We start from the raw sequence: 16,700 nt of genomic DNA, 5'->3' as shown, positions 1-16,700 counted from the left end.
CTCCAAACGAAAATGCATGGCTCCAACTGGCCTGATTTGCGCCGGGGCGATGTGATCTGCCTGACAATTCGGGGAACAGCGGCGCTTCTGGCTGGTTGGAATGGCGGACGGGAAACGCGTTTGATTGATTGAAAGGTTACCATGACCGCCAAATATCTTCTTATTGCAGGCGCAGCCCTGGCGGGCACTGCCACTGCCTCTCCCGCTGCTGCACAGGATGCCTTTCAGGGCCCCTATGTGTCCGTTTTCGGCGGCTTGAATGCCGTGCGCGATCGCGCTGCGGACAGCCTCGTTTTCGACACCGACCGCGATGGCGCGTTCGACGACACCGTGCGCACAGCGACGGACGAGAACGCCTTCGGACCCGGTTTCTGCAACAGCGGAGTGGATGGGGCAACGCGGCCTTGCCTCAGGGAAGGGCGCGGGGCCGAATATGGCGCACGCCTGGGTTACGATATGCGCCTCGGCGGAGGCCCGTTCCTCGTCGGCGGCATTGCCGAAATCAGCCGCAGCGAAGTGACCGACAGCACCACGGGCTTTTCCACCACGCCGGCCAGCTACACTGTCTCGCGCGAGATGGATTACGCCCTGAGCGCGCGCGCCAGAGCCGGGCTTGTGCTGGAGGAAAGCGTGTTGGTCTATGGTACGGGCGGCGTATCCTGGGCCAGGATCGACCACAGCTTTGCCACCACCAACACCGCCAACAGCTTCACCGAGGTGAATGACGACAAGCTGCGGCGCGGCTGGCAATATGGCGGGGGCGTGGAATTTGCCCTTTCGCCGGGCTTTACACTGGGCGCGGAATATCTGCGTTCGTCCTACCGCGACCGGAACTATCTGGTCGAAGTGGGGCCGGGCACGGCTGGGCCGACCAACCCCTTCCTGCTCGACAATCCCGAAGGCACCGATCTGCGGCCCAGCAGCACCAATCTGCGGACGCAGGGCTTCCGGGTGACAGGCTCGCTGCGCTTCTGACAGGGGCTGCCCAACAGATGACGGCATACGGGCCGCTTCCTGCTGAGTAAGGGGGCGGCCCGTTTAGTCGAGCATTTTGCAAAATGGTCGGGGAGACAGGATTCGAACCTGCGACCCTCTGCTCCCAAAGCAGATGCGCTACCAGGCTGCGCTACTCCCCGACACGGGATATTCGCCTTGCCGTGCGCCATCCCGTTACCTGGGTGGATGGCGCCCGATGTGCGGCGGTGGTGGGCCCGGCAGGATTCGAACCCGCGACCTAGCCGTTATGAGCGGCCAGCTCTAACCGCTGAGCTACAGGCCCGGCACCATGTCCGGAAGGCTTGCCCCCGGTCCGCGCGGCGTGGACTAGCCGCCAATCGGGCAAGTGGCAAGTTAGTCCCGCACAACCTGCGCCATCACATCGCGCAGCGATGCGGGCGCTACGCCGCGCCGATCGAGATAGGCAAACACCGTGCGCCACCAGTCATACAGCCGGTCGAGATCGCTTTCGCTGCGCACATAGGGCGTGTGGCCGGGGCGAAGCGAGGGAGAGTGGAAGGAAAAGACCAGCAGCGGCAACCCGTCATCCAGCGCAATGTCGATGCCGCGGATCGCTTCTTCGGCGCTGATCCCTTCGGGCGTCAGCGGTATGCGTTCGAGCAGGCCCAGCCGCGCCAGCACGCCGCGCAATTGCGGCAGGCGCCACAGCCGGGGGAAGATCGCGTCCCCCTGCCGCCGCAGAAGCCCCCAGTAGATCGTGGTGAGGGGAAGTTCGAGCAGCGAGCGCTCGTCATCCAGCCAATAGGGGTGCAGCGGGAAGCCGCGAAAATCCGGGCCGCCCGTGCTGGAATAATCGAACAACGGGCGCACCGAGGTATCGATGGCGATGCCATGGCGCGCCAGCATTGCCGCGCTTGCCGGCCCCACGCCGTAACGCCCGGCGCGGTAGCTGAGCGGAGCCACGCCAAAATTGCGCTCGATGGCATCGCGCAGGGCGGTGAACTTCGCCTCCTCCAGATCGGCGGGCAGATTGCCCGAATAGCTGTTGGCCTGCGTCAGATCCTCGGCAAAGGGCGGGTTGACCCAGGGGTGCAATTGCACGCCCACTTCGGCCAGCCCGGCCGCCAGAGCGGGCTTGAGGATTTCGGCCGCACGCGGCGAGTTGGCGACCGGCCAGTCGATCAGCCAGACAGGCGGCACGCCGTTGTTTTCGCAGAATTGCTGGAACTTGGCGAGGCGCGGCATATGATCAAGGCCATAGGTGTCGCGGCCCAACGGCTGGTCCCAGTCAAACTCCTCCTCGGTATCGATGGTGAGCACGAAGCGCGTGCCGAACCCGTCCCGAAAGCGGGCACGCGCACGGCTTGGCGGTCGTTCGACCAGACTGCGCAAGGTCCATTCCCCTTGTTCGCGCGCGCTGAGGCAGGATCAGGCCGCGTCTTCACCCCTGTCGGCGGTGCTATGGGCCTGCTCCGATGCGGTCAATAGGGGCAGGGTTAACGCCAGATTATCCGCGCAAATTTCCAGGGAACCGCCCGCCGCTTCGGCTTCTGCTCTGGCAAGGCGGAGCGCGAATCCGCTGCCGAACATCGTGGCGCTGAGCAATTGGCCCTTGTCCTTTCGCATCGGGGCAAAGGGATCGTCCTGCGCGGCGATGAGGCGGGGCAGATTGCAGCTGAGCATCATGGCGGGCGAGGAGGCCTGCGTTGCTGGCCCCAGCTGCGCGTGCAGATGCTCGCCCGGCGCCACAGCGCCCGCCAGCGTTGCCAATATGCGCCACACCAGCAGCAGCAATTCCTCGCGCGCCAGCGGGGTTGGGAAAGCGTCACCCGCTGCATAAAGGGCAATGGCCGCGCCGCGCGGGCGCAGCACCCCTTCCAGCCGCCGCAGCGTTTCGGCCACCGCTTCGTGCAGATCGGCATCGCCCTGCGCCAGCGCCAGCGTCCCCGATTCAAGGCGAGCGAGCCGATCGACTTCCTCGAACGCGGCGAGCAGCTTGGCCGCGTCCACCGCGATTCCGGCGGCCAGTGCGCGATAGGCGTTGGGTGCGGGGCCGAACACCTGCTGCTGGATGACCTCGGCAAAACCCTGAATGGCGTTTACCGGCGTGCGCAATTCGTGCAGCGTCTGGCGGATGCGGTCTTCGCCGCTGTCGGGGGGCAGGTCTGCCTCCGCATCCGGCGCCGCGGCAAGCGGCTGCGGTTCCTGCCAGCGCCGTGCGCGCCCGCGATAGCCGGCGAAATGGCCCGTGACCGGCGCAAACTCAGGCTCCGCATCGATTCGCCATGTGCCGGTAACCGCGCTGGCGGCGTTGATTTCCAGTCGCGCAGCGCGCAGCGGCTGGCGCTGGTCGAAAGCAACGGCAGCGCGTTTATCGAGCGCGGCCAGCACGCCCGGCCCCTGGCGGCCCAGCAGCATCCCCACCAGCAGCGGGGCGATGTCGGCATCGGCCGAGGCAATCCTTCCGTCGGCACCCGTCTGGAAATCGAAGCGGTCGATCACGGGGGTGTCGGATGCGGAAGCTGGCCCGCCTTCCTCGCCTTCCAGATCGCCCAGGGGCAGACGGCTTTCCTCGGCGCTGCGCAGGCGGCCTTCACGAAAGGCCTCGATCCGGTGCAGCAGCGCGCGGATGCCGTCGCGTTCGCCGGATGGAAAGGCGGCGGGCTGCGGGGAGGGGGGCAAGGTTTCGTGCAGCGCCCGCTCGCCATCGGGTGCGGGCAGCGTCATGTCGGTGACGCCGAGCGACCCCAGCAAGCGAGCGACCGATGGCGGCAGATCGCGCCGGTGCCGCAAGAAGCCGCGCGCCATCACCGGCAGGCGCGGCACCAGATCAAGCCATTCGGCCTCGTCCAGCTGCGCCATGGCCATTGCGGCAGCGGCGCTGCGCGGATCGCCTGCCGCCAGATGCGCCGCAAGGTGCCGGTTGCGCAGGCGCTGGCCCGGTTCGCGCAGGATCCGGGCACGTTCCACATCGGGGATCAGCCGCGCGAGTTCGTCCAGCCGCCGCCAGCCGAGATAGACCAGCAATTGCAGATTCTGCCCCGCCAGCGCCGGTTCGATTACGCGCCGTTGCCATTCATCGGCAGGAACCAGTTCCACCCGTGCGGCAAGGCTGCGGTATTGGGCGGGTGACATATCGCCCTGCGCGGCAGGGCGGCTGCCCAGAAGATCGATCAGCTGCCGATATTGGGTGCGCGTGGCCCTGTCTCCCGAAGGGGAGGCACGCAGCACCGTGGCAAGGCGATCATCAACCTGCATGGACATAAGACAGCGTGGCGCGCGAATCCGGTTTGGGCGCGGGCGTGATTGCCCGCAGTCTTGCCATAGACGGCAGAAGGTTAAGGCGCATGACCGCTTCGACCTGCGTTGCAAAGCGGGACAATTGCGGCCATACACAATAATGTTTCCACAATCGGACCGATTGCGCGCCTATCATGTCGCGCCAAGGCCTGATTGCACCGATTCGATACAGGAAAACCCCATGCCGACAATGGACGCGATTGACCGGAAGATCCTCGCTGTATTGCAGGCGGAGGGGCGCGTCACCAATGTGGAACTGGCCAGCCGCGTGGATCTGACCGCGCCGCCCTGCCTGCGCCGTGTGCGCGCGCTGGAAGAAGCAGGCGTGATCCGCGGCTATCACGCTGATCTTGATCCTTCCAAACTGGGCTTTGCCATCACCGTTTTCGCCATGGTCTCGCTGCGCAGCCAGGCGGAGGAGGATCTGCGCGCGTTTGAAAACCACATCAGATCGCTGCCGCAGGTGCGCGAATGCCATATGTTGAATGGCGAGATCGACTTCATCCTGAAAATCGTGGCGCATGATCTGCAAAGCTTTCAGGAATTCCTCACCAGCCACCTGACGCCCGCGCCCAATGTCGCCAGCGTCAAGACCAGCCTTACGATCCGCACGGCCAAGCACGAACCGGGCGTGCCGCTGGATTGACGCGCCCGCCGCTGCCCTGATAGTTACCGCCCGTAACGAATTGGGAGAGGTCGGGTGAGAGTCAGAGCCATCGGGCTTGCGTTAACGGTTGCGGCATTGGCCGCGCCCTTTGCGGCAGCCGCGCATCATTCCTTTGCCGTGTTCTTCGACGAGACGCGCCAGATCCGTATCGAAGGCACGGTGGCCTCGTTCCGCTTTACCAATCCGCACGCGACCATCGTGCTGAATGTGCGCGGAGAAGACGGGCGCGCGCAGGAATGGCGGGTGGAAACCAACGCGCCCGTCGTGCTGCAACGCCGCGGCTGGACGCGCGACAGCCTGAAAGCCGGTGACCGCGTGGTGATCGACGGCTGGCCCAGCCGCGACGGGCGCAACTATATGCGCCTGCGCAGCGCCACGGGGGCAGACGGGCGCGCGATTGGCGCGGCGCCGTTCAGCACGAACGATGATTAAGGTTGCCCTTTCTGCCGCTGCGCTGGTGCTGGCCATGCCGGTGGCCGCGCAGGATGCCGTGCCCGATCTCTCAGGCTTCTGGGGGCCGGACTTCGTCACCGATACCTCGATCCGGATGCCTGATCTGCTGGCAAAACTGCCTGCCGACGCCGTCCTGATCGAGGATGCGGGCGCGGCCGAGTTTCCGCGCGGCGAATTTGGCGGGTTGGTGCTGACGCCCGACGCCGCCGCGCACGCTGAAACATGGAATGCCGAACAGGACATGGCGATTGACCGCGTCTGCCTGCCGCCCAGCATCGTCTATGGCGTGCAGGGGCCATTCCCGTTCGAGGTGCACCAGACGCCGACGCTGATCGTGTTCAAATACGAATATTTCGATCAGGTGCGGCTGATCCATATGGATGGGCGGGCGGTGCCGGAAAATGTCCCGCTGTCCAAGGTCGGCTATTCGGTGGGCCATTGGGAGGGCGAGGACCTGGTGATCGAGACCAGCCGCATCGCCGCCAGCACGATCACCAATAACGGCCTCGACCATACCGACGGCATCGTGATGGTCGAACGTTACCGCAAATCGGAAGACGGCACGCGGCTGCACGCAACGCAATGGTTCCGCGACCGTGCCGTGCTGGAAACCGACGGCGCGCGCTACCTCACCTGGACCGCGCGGCCGGGGCAGTATGTCTACCCCTACGAATGCGACCCCAGCTTTGCGCTGGAATATGCGCAGGTGGACGGGGAATAAGCTGCCTTGCGAAAGTGACGAAATTGACATCGTGACGATGGCAGGATTGCGCCTTAACCTGCTGCAATCACGACATTTTTACGCCTTTGGCGAAGTTGACAGCTGGCGCGCCAACTTCACCGCCGGGACTGACATTGGGAAAGAGCCACGCCCGGCCTAACCGCCGGGCGCGGCTGTAGGACAGTCCGCGCGGCAGGCCGCCTTATTCGGCGCTGCCTTCCGCGCTCCGCTTGGCCAGATATTCCTCCAGCCACTTGATCGAATAATCCCCGCTCAGGATATCGGGCTGCCGGATCAGTTCGGCGTGCAAGGGGATCGAGGTCTTGACTCCTTCGACCACCATTTCTTCCAGCGCGCGCTTCAGGCGCATGATGCAGCCTTCGCGCGTGCGGCCATAAACGATCAGCTTGGCAATCATGCTGTCGTAATAGGGGGGGATCGAATAGCCCGCATACAGCCCGCTATCCACGCGCACGTGCATCCCGCCCGCCGGGTGGTAGGCGGTGATCTTGCCGGGGCTGGGGGTGAAGTTGAACGGGTCTTCGGCGTTGATGCGGCATTCGATGGCGTGGCCGGTAAAGCGCAGCTCGTCCTGCGTCACGGAAAGCGGCTTGCCTTCGGCAATGCGGATCTGTTCGCGCACCAGATCGACGCCGGTAATCGCTTCGGTAACGGGGTGTTCCACCTGCAGGCGGGTGTTCATTTCGATGAAGTAGAAATGCCCGTCTTCCCACAGAAATTCGATCGTGCCCGCCCCGCGATAGCCCATATCGGCCATGGCCTTTGCCACGATGCCGCCCATCCGGTCGCGCTCTTCGGGGGTGATGACAGGACTGGGCGCTTCTTCCAGCACCTTCTGGTGGCGGCGTTGCAGCGAGCAATCGCGTTCACCCAGATGGATGGCGTTGCCATTGCCGTCGCCAAAGATCTGGAATTCGATATGGCGCGGATTGCCGAGGTATTTTTCCAGATACATCCGGTCATCGCCAAAGGCGGCCTTGGCTTCGGACATCGCCTGCTTGACCAGCGCTTCCAGTTCGCCTTCGCTGGGGATCACCTTCATCCCGCGCCCGCCGCCGCCTGCGGCCGCCTTGGCCAGCACCGGATAGCCGATTTCGGCGGCCACGCGGCGCATCTCGTCAAAGTCGGACACCGCGCCGTCAGACCCCGGCACCAGCGGCAGGCCCAGCGCGCCCGCGGTGCGCTTGGCTTCCACCTTGTCGCCCATGGTGCGGATATGTTCGGGCTTCGGCCCGATCCAGGTGATGCCGTGCGCTTCGACGATTTCGGCAAATTGCGCGTTTTCCGACAGGAAGCCGTAACCGGGGTGGATCGCGTCCGCGCCGGTAATCTCGGCGGCGGAAATGATCGCGGCGGTGTTGAGATAGCTGTCGGTGGCAGAGGGCGGGCCGATGCACACGGCATGGTCGGCCAGCCGCACGTGCATGGCATCGGCATCGGCGGTGGAATGGACCGCCACCGTCTCTATCCCCATTTCATGCGCCGCGCGGTGGATGCGCAGGGCGATTTCGCCGCGATTGGCGATCAGGATGCGGCTGATACCCATGGCTGTTCCCTCTCCCGTCGCGGCCTCAGGCGATCACGATCAGCGGCTGGTCGTATTCGACCGGCTGGCCGTTTTCGATCAGCACATCGGTAATGGTGCCGTCGCGCGGGGCGGTGATCGGGTTCATCACCTTCATTGCCTCGACAATCAGCAGGGTGGCCCCGGCCTTCACCGTGTCGCCCACTGCAACAAAGGCAGGTGCGCCGGGTTCGGGGGTGAGATAGGCGGTGCCGACCATGGGAGACTTGACTGCCTTGGACATATCCGGGGCAGCGGGGGCGGGCGCGGCGGCAGGAGCAGGTGCGGCGGCGGCGGGTGCGGGTGCGGCGGCAGCAGCCGGGGCAGCCACGGCCACCGGGGCAGCGGCGGCAATTGTGCCCCCGCGCGACACGCGGATCTTGCGGTCGCCGTCCTCCACCTCGATTTCGGTGAGACCGGTTTCGGCCAGCATATCCGCCAGCTCGCGCACCAGTGCAGCGTCAATGTTCATCGCGCCCTTGCGCGCGGTGGAGCCCCTGTTCTCGGCCATGCGAACCTCTTGCTGGGTTGATCTGTTGGCTTCCCGCTAGAAGCAGCGGGCCATCATGGCAAGAGTTACGGCTTTATGACTTACAGCTGCGCGGCTGCTTCCAGCGCCACAAGGTAGCTGTTGGGGCCAAGCCCCTTTACCGTCTGCACGCATCCCATGCCGATATAGGAGTGGTGGCGAAACGCCTCGCGCGTCAACGGATCGGACAGGTGCACCTCGATCACCGGGGTGGTGATGGACTTGGCCGCATCGAGCAGCGCGATCGAGGTGTGGGTATAGGCGCCGGGGTTTATCAGCACGGCTTTCGCGCCCACGGCCTGCGCCTCGTGCATCCAGTCGATCAGATGGCCTTCGTGGTTGGACTGGCGCACATCAACTTCCAGCCCCAGTTCGCGGCCCCGGTCTTCCAGCATGGCGGCGATATCGTCCAGCGTGGCCGAGCCGTAGATTTCCGGCTCGCGCGTGCCGAGGAGGTTGAGGTTGGGGCCGTTGAGGACAAAGACGATATTGCTCATGGGCGCAGGTGGTAGCGGGGGCGCGGCCCGCTTGGCAAGCCGCGCCGCCGTTTCGGGCGGTTACTCCACGCCCTTGACCTTGCCCCATTGCCGCGCGGCGGTGTAGCCGAGATATCCAGTGCCGAAGAGCGCATAGAGCGGTTCGGGCAGGCCGTTGAGATACGCGTTCATGCCCGCTGCAATATCGAGCGCGGCCTGCGGGCGAAAGGCGGACAGCACGCCCATCGGCATGGCGAACAGGATCATCGCGTAAATGACATAAAGGAAGCTGGGCCGCGCGCGGCTGGTCCACGGATCGGGCGATTGGGCCTCTGCCAGAATGGCGGACATCCGCGTTTCGATCAGCTTCAGTTCCTGCGTGGCTTCCAGATTGAGAAGTTCCAGCTTGGCGCGGTCGCGCGCGGCCTTGTCGGGGATGACCTTGTCGATGATCGACGCGATGGGGCCGATGAGGGATTCGATGAGGGCCATGGGGGAGGTGTCCTTGTGCTGCGATTGGGACAGCGCGGATGATCCATTCCTGCTTCTGTAGGAAAGAGGTCTTGCGACAGGGGCGGCACCATTTTGCGAGAATCAAAATCCTTGCTTATTGAATTTATCAAAATAGGATCACCCCGTGGCCGGCAATCGCCTTTGCCGCCACGCCAGCGGGGATACGAAACCCTGCCGGGAAAAATATGGGGCGAAACGGCAAGGGGAGGATATGCCGATGAAGAGGGGGTTCTGGAGCGGCCGCAAGGTTGCGCTTTCGCTGTCGTGCGCAGTCATGGCAATCGCGGTGCCCGGTCAGGCACAGCAATCCACCGAGGACGAGGAAACGCGCGATGCGCGCGGCATGGGCACCATCGTGGTGACGGCCGAGCGGCGGGCGACCAACCTGCAGGAAACGCCGCTGTCGATCATCGCGATCACCAATGAAATGGTCGAGGCCAAGGGCATTGAGGATTTGCAGGACATGGCGCGCTTCACGCCCAACCTGTCGATCACCCCGGCGCGCGGCGCGGGCAACAACAATGCCAGTTTTGTCATCCGCGGGATTGCCGGCGGTGGCGGCTCCACAGGCGAGCGCGGCGTGGGCCTGTATATCGACGGCATCTATATGCCGCGCACATCGGGTGCCGTGCTGCGGATGCTCGATATCGAGCGGGTCGAGGTGCTGCGCGGCCCGCAGGGAACGCTGTTCGGGCGCAATTCCACCGGCGGCGCGATCCGCGTGTTCAGCCAGCAGCCGACCGATGATTTCGAAGGCTACGGCAAGCTGACGCTTGGCACGATGGGGCGTTTCGATCTGGTCGGGATGCTCAATGTTCCGGTCAGCGACACGCTGTCCGTGCGGATGCAGGGGGCCTATCTCAGCCAGGACGGCTTCGTGACGCGCGGCACCGAAAGCCTTGGCGAGAATTCGGACTCGATCGGCCGCTTTCAGGCCCGGTTCGAGCCGTCCGACAGGTTCCGGGCCACGCTTGGCCTTTCCTATTCCGCGTCGCGCAGCAACGGCGCGGCTCATGTCATGACCGAATTCGATATGCGGCCGGGCATTGAGGGCGTGATCCAGGGCAATTATGCCGACTGGGTGAACGACGCGTTCAAGCTGGCCGGACAGGCCCCGCTCGCCGCGCTTAACGATTCCCGCATTGTCACCGGCGATCCGTTCCGCGCCACCAGCCTGTGCCTGATCGACGATTTCCATCCGGATTACGATCGGGCGTGCAACCAGTTCAGCAATGACAATTTCTTCCAGGCTGATCTGAATATGTCGTACGACCTGTCGGACACGCTCACGGTCACATCGGTTACCGGCTATTCCGATCTGGCACATACCGGCCTGACCGATTTCCAGATGCTGGGCACCGAACGGCGCACCGACAATGTGAGCTCGCAGGTGTTCTATCAGGAGCTCCAGCTCAATGCCGAACTGTTTGGCGGGCTGCTCGATCTGGTCACGGGCGGCAGCTATTTCTGGGAAGATGCCATCGCATCCAACGAGAACCTGACCCGCCGCGGCACCAGCGCCTACCCGGCGAACCCCGGCAATCCGCCCAATGGCGATGCGGGCCTGTTCCGCACGGCGGTCAGCGATGTGGGGCAGGTGGTCAATTCCTATGGCCTGTTCGCCAGCGGCACCCTGCATCCGTTTGAAGGGTTCAACCTGACCGGCGGGGTTCGCCGCGCGTGGGACAAGAAGCACTATTTCCAGGAGCGCTTCCGCGCTTCGGACTTCAATCCCGTGATCAATTCGGTCGCGCTCAATTCGATCGTGGTCGAGAAAACGGCCGATTTCAGCGCGTGGGACTGGCGCGGCACGGCGGATTACCGGATCACTGACGACATCATGATCTATGGCACGGTGTCCAAGGCCTACAAGGCAGGCACCTTCAGCTATACCGTGCTGGCAACGGCATCCGGTGCGGATCAGAGCGTGGGCCTCAATCCGATCCCCAACGAAAAGGTCATCAATTACGAAGCTGGCCTGCGCATGGAGCTGTTCGACGGCGTTGTGCGGCTTAACCCGACGATTTTCCGCATGGATTTCACCAATCGTCAGGCAGCCGTGCAGGTGGCGTGCGGGCAGGGGCCGCTGGCCTCGATTTCCCCGGGCAGCCCGCAGTGCCCGGTCGGCTTCCTGATCCAGACGACCAATCAGGGCGATGTGAAGATCGAGGGCGTGGAAATCGACGGCCAGCTGGCTTTCAGCCGCAATCTGGTGCTCGATGGCAGCTTCGCCGCCTTCAAGCCGACGCTGATCAATCCGCCCGCCGGAACGGTCAATCTGTTCCCCGATGCCCCTTCGCCCACCTTCAATGTGGGCCTGACCTGGATGGAGGATATCGCGGCGGGCGCATTCACCTTCAACGCCAGCTACGCCTGGCTGGGGAAGATGGAAACGCATCCGTCCACCGGAACCGATTCCTCCTACACCCTGCCGTCCTACGGCCTGCTCAACGCGCGTGTGCAGCTGGCGCTTGAGGATTATCCGCTCACCTTCACGCTCTATTCCAACAATCTGTTGAACGAGACCTATGCGGTCTATGCTCAGCGCTTTGGCGGGGGGTTCTGGGATGCAGGCAGCGGTGTGGGCCCCGCCGCTCCGCCGCGCAGCGCATTGTCCGAAGTGCGCGGGCGTCCGCGCGAAGTGGGCCTTTCGCTGCGTTACGATTTCTGACGCTGCGGGCCGCGTGGCCCAAAGCCGACGAGGGGGGATGAATATGGCCGATAGCTGACCTATTTGAATTAATCAAAAAGGTCAGCTATCGTGCCCGATATCGTGGGAGAGGGCATTGAGAAAAGCGACAGGATCTGGTGCGGCTCTGCTTGCGCTTGCGGGGGCGATCTTCGCCTTGCCGGCGATGGCGCAGGCAAGTGATGCGCCCCGGCAACCGGAAGTCGTCCGCCAGTATGTGCCGTTGAGCGAGGAACGGCTGAGCCAGATGGTGCCCAAGCATCCCGGCTATCTGGGCGCGCTGGCGCCCGCCAATCTCAATGCGCCGCGCCCGCCTGCTCCGATCAATATCACCGGCACCTGGTTCATCGATCTGTCGGAGGGCTTCCTGCACTTCCTGTTCGGGCCGCCTTATCCGCAGTTCGGCCCCGAAGGGATCGAAGCGCTGATCGAGGCGCCGCTGGCGCAGGCCCGGAACGAGACCTACCGCGATTCGATCGGCCAATGCTACCCGCCGGGTATGCCGATGATCATGACGCGGGTGTGGCCCCATGCCTTCATCCAGCTGCCGACCGCGATCTACATGATTTCCGGCTTCAACAACTCGGTCCGCACGATCTTCCTCGATGGCCGCGAATTCAGCAATCCCGACCTGGTCGTTCCCGGCTACAATGGCGAGAGCATCGGCCATTTCGAAGGCGACACGCTGGTTGTCCGCACCAAATACATGGAAGCCGATAACCACTGGATCGATTACGGCATCCCGGTGTCCTACGATTTCGAGATCGTCGAGCGCATCCGCCTGCTGGAAGACGGCACGGTGATGGAAATCGAATACATCATGACCGACCCGCAGATGTGGGAAGGCGAGTGGCGGTCGACCAAGCGGTTCACCCGACAGGACTATACCGACATCAACGAGAGCAATTGCATCCTTGCCTATAACGCCAACCTGCCCGGCACCGATCTGGGCCGGGATACGGCGGAGGAGCGGGGGCAGAGCAATGTGGAAGGCGTGAGCGATGATGAATAGACGAACCTTTGCCGGCGCCATCGGCGCGGCGGTGCTGGCCGCATTGGCTGGCCCCGCGCTGTCGCACCACAGCTTTGCCATGTTCAACCAGCGCGAGATCATGACCGTGCAGGGCACCGTGGTGGAGTTCCAGTGGACCAATCCGCACGCCTTCATCGAACTGGAGGAGCGGCGCGGCAATTCCACCCGCCACTGGAGCATTGAGCTCAACAGCCCGAACAATCTGGCCCGCTATGGCTGGCGGCGCAATTCGCTGGTTTCGGGTGAACGGATAACCTTGCGGATGAATCCCTTGCGCGATGGTTCGCCGGGCGGCCTGTTCCTCGATCTGACGAAGGCCGATGGCACCGTGCTCGATTCCGGCCTGCCCAAGAACGGGCAGCCCGTGAATGTGCCGCAATTCTGACAAGTTCGGGGGAGGATATTCTGCCATGACGATCACTCGCAAGTTCATGCCCGCCCTGCTTGGTGCAGCCGTTCTCGCCGCTCCGCTGGCGCTGCCCGCATCGGCGCATCATTCCTATTCGATGTTCGATATGCGCCGCACCGTGGTGCTGGATGCAACCGTGGTGCAGTTCCGCTGGCAGAACCCGCACGCCTTCATCCGCGCGACCGTGCAGGCCGGCGGACAAACCGAGGAATGGTCGATCGAGATGACCAGCCCCAATAATTTGACGCAGGAAGGCTGGACGCGCACCAGCCTGCGCCAGGGCGACCGGGTGCAGATTTATGTCCACCCGCTGCGCAGCGGCGCGCGCGGCGGCAGCTATGTCGGCGTGCGCAAGGCCGATGGCACCGTGCTGGGGACTGTCGAATGAGGCGCCTCGGACTTGGCCGATTCGCCGTGCTTGCGGCCCTGTCCCTCGCGGCCGGTGGCGCCGCTCAGGCGCAGATGGGGCCGATCACCTCGGAACCGGCGCAGGGGCTCGCCTCGCCGGAACAGAGCGCCGGCTTTCCCAAGGGGCGTTATCACGAGCTCGACCAGCTGCCCGATTGGGGCGGCATCTGGTTCCTCAACCGGCGCGATCCGGCGGCAGGGCCAATGCCGCAACCCCCGCTGACCGGCGAATATCGGGAGCGGTGGGAGCGGTGGCGCCAACAGGTGCTGGCGAATGACGGCGTGGAGCTTCGCAGCCGTTCCAATTGCAGCCCGCCGGGCCTGCCGCGGATCATGCAGCTGGCGCAATATCCGTATGAATTCCTGTTCACGCCGGGCCGCGTCACGATCAACCAGGAAGCCTGGATGCAAACCCGCACCATCTGGACCGATGGGCGCGGCCATCCCTCGCTCGACGAATTCACCCCCAGTTTCCACGGCCATTCGATCGGTCATTGGGAAGGGCAGACGCTGGTGGTGGACACGATCGGCATTTCCGACGCGCTGGAAGTGGGGGAAGGCGGCAAGCATTCCGACCAGTTCCGTCTGGTCGAACGCATCTATCTCTCGCCCGATGATCCCGATGTGCTGATAAACGACATGGTAATGACCGATCCTGTGGCCTTTTCGGGCCCGTATGCGGTATCGGTGAGTTACCGCCGCGACCGGCATGGCGTGCTGATTGAGTTCCAGTGCGCAGAAAACGATCGCAATCCGATCAACGAGAATGGTGAGACGCTGTATCTGTGAGCGATGAGACAGGGCAGGCTGCGCGGCAGGGCCCGACCGACTCAGGCAATTTGGTTGTCGGGCAGCCGGCGCTGGCCAGCCTGGTGTCGATGCGCGTCATCACGCTGTTCGTGCTGATGCGGCGCAGCCTCAACCAGCGCTATCGGCGCGAATTCAACCTGACCGAACTCGAATGGCGGATCATGACGCGATTGAGCGCCGACACGGCCTCGTCGCTGGGTGCGCTGGCGACCTTCCTGATGCAGGATCGCGGGCAGTTGAGCCGCGCGGTCAAGGGGATGGTGGCGCGGGGCCTGCTCATCAGCCGGCGCAAGAAGGGCGGGCCGGAAATTGCCATCTCCCTGTCGGAGGAAGGGCTTGCCCTGCGGCAGGAGATGGAGCGGCGCGTGCTGGAGCGCGAGGAATTCCTGACCAAGGGCCTGCCCAAGGAAGACCTGGAAATTGTCAGCCAATCATTGGCGCACATGATCGACCGGGCGCAGTCTCTGCTTGACGACAACGGGCCAGGCTGATTGCATCCCTTGCGCGGCACCGTGCGGCTGGCGAGGCAAAGTAGGAGCGTATTACTTGGCACATCTGGGAAATCCGGCCGAACGTTACAGCCGGGGCGCAATTCTGCTGCACTGGATCATCGCGGGCCTGCTGGCGGTGAATATCGCCATCGGTTTTGGCATGGGCGATGATGCCGGTTCCTTTGCGCTGGTGCAGTTCCACAAGAGCCTGGGGATATCGATCCTGCTGCTGACGCTGGCGCGGATCGCCTGGCGCATCACGCACAAGCCGCCGCCGCCTGCGGAAAAGGGCCCGCTGGGCGCGCTGGCGAAGGGGGTGCATTTTCTTCTCTATGTGTTCATGCTGGGCGCGCCGCTGACCGGCTGGGCGCTGGTCTCCACATCATCGCTGAATGTGCCCACCATGCTGTTCGGCGTGGTGCCGTGGCCGCATCTGCCGCTTGACCCGGCGATCAATGACGGCGTGACGGAAGCGCACGAACTGCTTGCTTTCCTTGGTATCGGACTGTTCGCCCTGCACCTTGCGGGCGCGCTGAAGCATCATTTTGTCAACCGGGATGGCGTGCTGATGCGCATGGCACCGGGCGGGTCGGCGCGGTCCGCCTTCGTCTTGCTTGCCGCCGTGCTGGTGGCGGGCGGGGCGACCTTTGCCATGATGCCGGGTGGCGCTGAGCACGATCACGATCACGACGAAGCGGAAGGCGTTGCGGCCCCCTCAGCCCAGCCATCGGAAGCTGTGGCCGCCGAAGCTCTGGAGGACGAAGCCGAAGCAGAAGTGGCCGAAGCAGCCGCAGAGGAGGAACCCAGCGCCGAAATTGCCGCCGCGCCGCCGCCGGACTGGGCCATCCAGCCGGGCGGTTCCCTGCGCTTTGTCGCCAGCAATGCGGGCAGTGCGCTGAGCGGCACCTTCCGCCGCTGGGACGGTTCGATCACGATGGATCCGGACAATCCCGCCGGCTCGCGCATTGCGATCGAGATTGACCTCACCAGCGCGACACTGGGCGATGCGACGCAGGACGGGATGCTGGCGGGCAGCGAGTTCTTCGCCGTGTCGAGCTTTCCAACGGCTGTGTTCCGGTCAACCGATGTGCAGAAGACCGGCGGCAATGCCTACCGTGCGCGCGGCACGCTTTCGATCAAGGGGGCAACGCGGCCGCAGACGATCACCTTTGCCCTGGCAGGAAGCGGAAACAGGCGCTCGGTCACAGGCAGCGCCACGGTGGACCGCAACGCCTTTGGAGTGGGCACGGGCGAGGCGGCCGGCGGCATCGCGGCCGATGTGCGGGTCGAGTTCGCCTTTGATGCCGTGCAGCGTTAGTGCGGCAGACGGGGGTGAGTTTTTCGGAAGGATAATTCCACTGGTCGGGACGACAGGATTCGAACCTGCGACCCCCACACCCCCAGTGTGATGCGCTACCAGGCTGCGCTACGTCCCGTATCCAGTGGAAGCGCGCCTATAGGCAGGGGTTTCGGGCTTGGCAAGCCGCTCGATTGCCCTTGCCTGGCAATGCTGCTAGGCGCGGCGCACTTATTCGGGGAGGAAGTAGGAGCGGCGCTGATGTTCGGACTTGAGGCCAAGTCTTGAACGGGCATGATTTGCCGCCATCTACCGCCTTTCGAACGTATCCATGCCCCCATACCCAAGGATAATCATGAGGC

The 16,700-nt window shown here is 64.2% G+C and carries 17 protein-coding genes and 3 tRNA genes; 11 read left to right on the top strand and 9 right to left on the bottom strand.

The features are described from left to right. The first annotated feature begins 141 nt into the window (after positions 1-141). Entirely contained in the window at positions 142-975 is an 834-nt protein-coding gene (locus tag WFP44_RS12165; protein WP_336926824.1) for an outer membrane protein, read from the top strand. An 84-nt stretch (positions 976-1,059) separates the two neighbouring features. Here WFP44_RS12165 and WFP44_RS12160 read toward each other — a convergent pair. From WFP44_RS12160 to WFP44_RS12145, 4 genes are all read right to left on the bottom strand, one after another. Next, positions 1,060-1,136: transfer RNA gene (locus tag WFP44_RS12160), tRNA-Pro, on the bottom strand. 67 nt (positions 1,137-1,203) lie between these two features. Beyond that, positions 1,204-1,279: transfer RNA gene (locus tag WFP44_RS12155), tRNA-Ile, on the bottom strand. Positions 1,280-1,350: 71 nt separating this feature from the next. After that, positions 1,351-2,349: a polysaccharide deacetylase family protein gene (locus tag WFP44_RS12150; RefSeq protein WP_336926823.1), complete on the bottom strand. Its 999-nt coding sequence runs from the start codon at positions 2,347-2,349 to the stop codon at positions 1,351-1,353. Between the two features lie 36 nt (positions 2,350-2,385). Then, the gene (locus WFP44_RS12145; protein ID WP_336926822.1) at positions 2,386-4,221 is read right to left on the bottom strand and encodes a histidine kinase dimerization/phospho-acceptor domain-containing protein; all 1,836 of its coding nucleotides are present in this window, start codon (positions 4,219-4,221) and stop codon (positions 2,386-2,388) included. 217 nt (positions 4,222-4,438) lie between these two features. Here WFP44_RS12145 and WFP44_RS12140 point away from each other — a divergent pair, with 217 nt between their 5' ends. The 3 genes from WFP44_RS12140 (at position 4,439) to WFP44_RS12130 (ending at position 6,098) form a co-directional block, all read left to right on the top strand. Then, on the top strand, positions 4,439-4,903 hold the full coding sequence (locus WFP44_RS12140) for an Lrp/AsnC family transcriptional regulator (RefSeq protein WP_336926821.1): 465 nt from the start codon (positions 4,439-4,441) through the stop codon (positions 4,901-4,903). 96 nt (positions 4,904-4,999) lie between these two features. Continuing rightward, entirely contained in the window at positions 5,000-5,356 is a 357-nt protein-coding gene (locus WFP44_RS12135) for a DUF6152 family protein (protein ID WP_336926820.1), read from the top strand. Beyond that, on the top strand, positions 5,349-6,098 hold the full coding sequence (locus WFP44_RS12130) for a hypothetical protein (RefSeq protein ID WP_336926819.1): 750 nt from the start codon (positions 5,349-5,351) through the stop codon (positions 6,096-6,098). The genes WFP44_RS12135 and WFP44_RS12130 overlap by 8 nt, the downstream gene beginning before the upstream one ends. Positions 6,099-6,300: 202 nt before the next feature. Here WFP44_RS12130 and accC read toward each other — a convergent pair whose 3' ends face one another. The 4 genes from accC to WFP44_RS12110 all read right to left on the bottom strand — a co-directional run bounded on the left by accC (position 6,301) and on the right by WFP44_RS12110 (position 9,180). Next, the gene (accC, locus tag WFP44_RS12125) at positions 6,301-7,665 is read right to left on the bottom strand and encodes an acetyl-CoA carboxylase biotin carboxylase subunit (RefSeq protein ID WP_336926818.1); all 1,365 of its coding nucleotides are present in this window, start codon (positions 7,663-7,665) and stop codon (positions 6,301-6,303) included. A gap of 25 nt (positions 7,666-7,690) precedes the next feature. Continuing rightward, the gene (gene accB / locus WFP44_RS12120) at positions 7,691-8,194 is read right to left on the bottom strand and encodes an acetyl-CoA carboxylase biotin carboxyl carrier protein (protein WP_336926817.1); all 504 of its coding nucleotides are present in this window, start codon (positions 8,192-8,194) and stop codon (positions 7,691-7,693) included. A gap of 80 nt (positions 8,195-8,274) precedes the next feature. Beyond that, positions 8,275-8,709 carry a type II 3-dehydroquinate dehydratase gene (aroQ, locus tag WFP44_RS12115; RefSeq protein WP_336926816.1) on the bottom strand — a complete coding sequence of 145 codons (435 nt, stop codon included), beginning with the start codon at positions 8,707-8,709 and terminating at the stop codon, positions 8,275-8,277. Positions 8,710-8,769: 60 nt separating this feature from the next. Further along, entirely contained in the window at positions 8,770-9,180 is a 411-nt protein-coding gene (locus WFP44_RS12110; RefSeq protein WP_336926815.1) for a holin family protein, read from the bottom strand. A gap of 238 nt (positions 9,181-9,418) precedes the next feature. Between WFP44_RS12110 and WFP44_RS12105 the strand changes: the two genes are divergently transcribed. The 7 genes from WFP44_RS12105 to WFP44_RS12075 all read left to right on the top strand — a co-directional run bounded on the left by WFP44_RS12105 (position 9,419) and on the right by WFP44_RS12075 (position 16,359). Beyond that, positions 9,419-11,872, top strand: coding sequence for a TonB-dependent receptor (locus WFP44_RS12105; RefSeq protein WP_336926814.1), 2,454 nt, complete (start codon positions 9,419-9,421; stop codon positions 11,870-11,872). A 184-nt stretch (positions 11,873-12,056) separates the two neighbouring features. After that, positions 12,057-12,902 carry a hypothetical protein gene (locus WFP44_RS12100; RefSeq protein ID WP_336926813.1) on the top strand — a complete coding sequence of 282 codons (846 nt, stop codon included), beginning with the start codon at positions 12,057-12,059 and terminating at the stop codon, positions 12,900-12,902. Continuing rightward, positions 12,892-13,308, top strand: a complete 417-nt coding sequence (locus tag WFP44_RS12095; protein ID WP_336926812.1) for a DUF6152 family protein — start codon at positions 12,892-12,894, stop codon at positions 13,306-13,308. Before WFP44_RS12100 ends, WFP44_RS12095 begins: the two co-directional genes overlap by 11 nt. A 25-nt stretch (positions 13,309-13,333) precedes the next feature. After that, entirely contained in the window at positions 13,334-13,720 is a 387-nt protein-coding gene (locus WFP44_RS12090; RefSeq protein WP_336926811.1) for a DUF6152 family protein, read from the top strand. Then, a complete protein-coding gene (locus tag WFP44_RS12085; RefSeq protein ID WP_336926810.1) occupies positions 13,717-14,529 on the top strand; it encodes a hypothetical protein in 813 nt (270 codons plus the stop codon). Before WFP44_RS12090 ends, WFP44_RS12085 begins: the two co-directional genes overlap by 4 nt. Next, positions 14,526-15,041, top strand: coding sequence for a MarR family winged helix-turn-helix transcriptional regulator (locus WFP44_RS12080; RefSeq protein WP_336926809.1), 516 nt, complete (start codon positions 14,526-14,528; stop codon positions 15,039-15,041). The genes WFP44_RS12085 and WFP44_RS12080 overlap by 4 nt, the downstream gene beginning before the upstream one ends. Positions 15,042-15,096: 55 nt before the next feature. Continuing rightward, on the top strand, positions 15,097-16,359 hold the full coding sequence (locus WFP44_RS12075) for a cytochrome b/b6 domain-containing protein (RefSeq protein ID WP_336926808.1): 1,263 nt from the start codon (positions 15,097-15,099) through the stop codon (positions 16,357-16,359). Positions 16,360-16,400: 41 nt separating this feature from the next. Here the strand turns inward: WFP44_RS12075 and WFP44_RS12070 are convergent. Then, a tRNA-Pro gene (locus WFP44_RS12070) sits at positions 16,401-16,477 on the bottom strand. Between the last annotated feature and the right edge of the window lie 223 nt (positions 16,478-16,700).

The sequence above is a fragment of the Alteraurantiacibacter palmitatis genome (genome assembly GCF_037154115.1).
GTDB classification, from domain to species: Bacteria; Pseudomonadota; Alphaproteobacteria; order Sphingomonadales; family Sphingomonadaceae; genus Alteraurantiacibacter; species Alteraurantiacibacter palmitatis.
The sequence above is the reverse complement of the archived record's forward strand: the minus strand, read 5'-3'. Positions and strand labels throughout refer to the sequence as shown.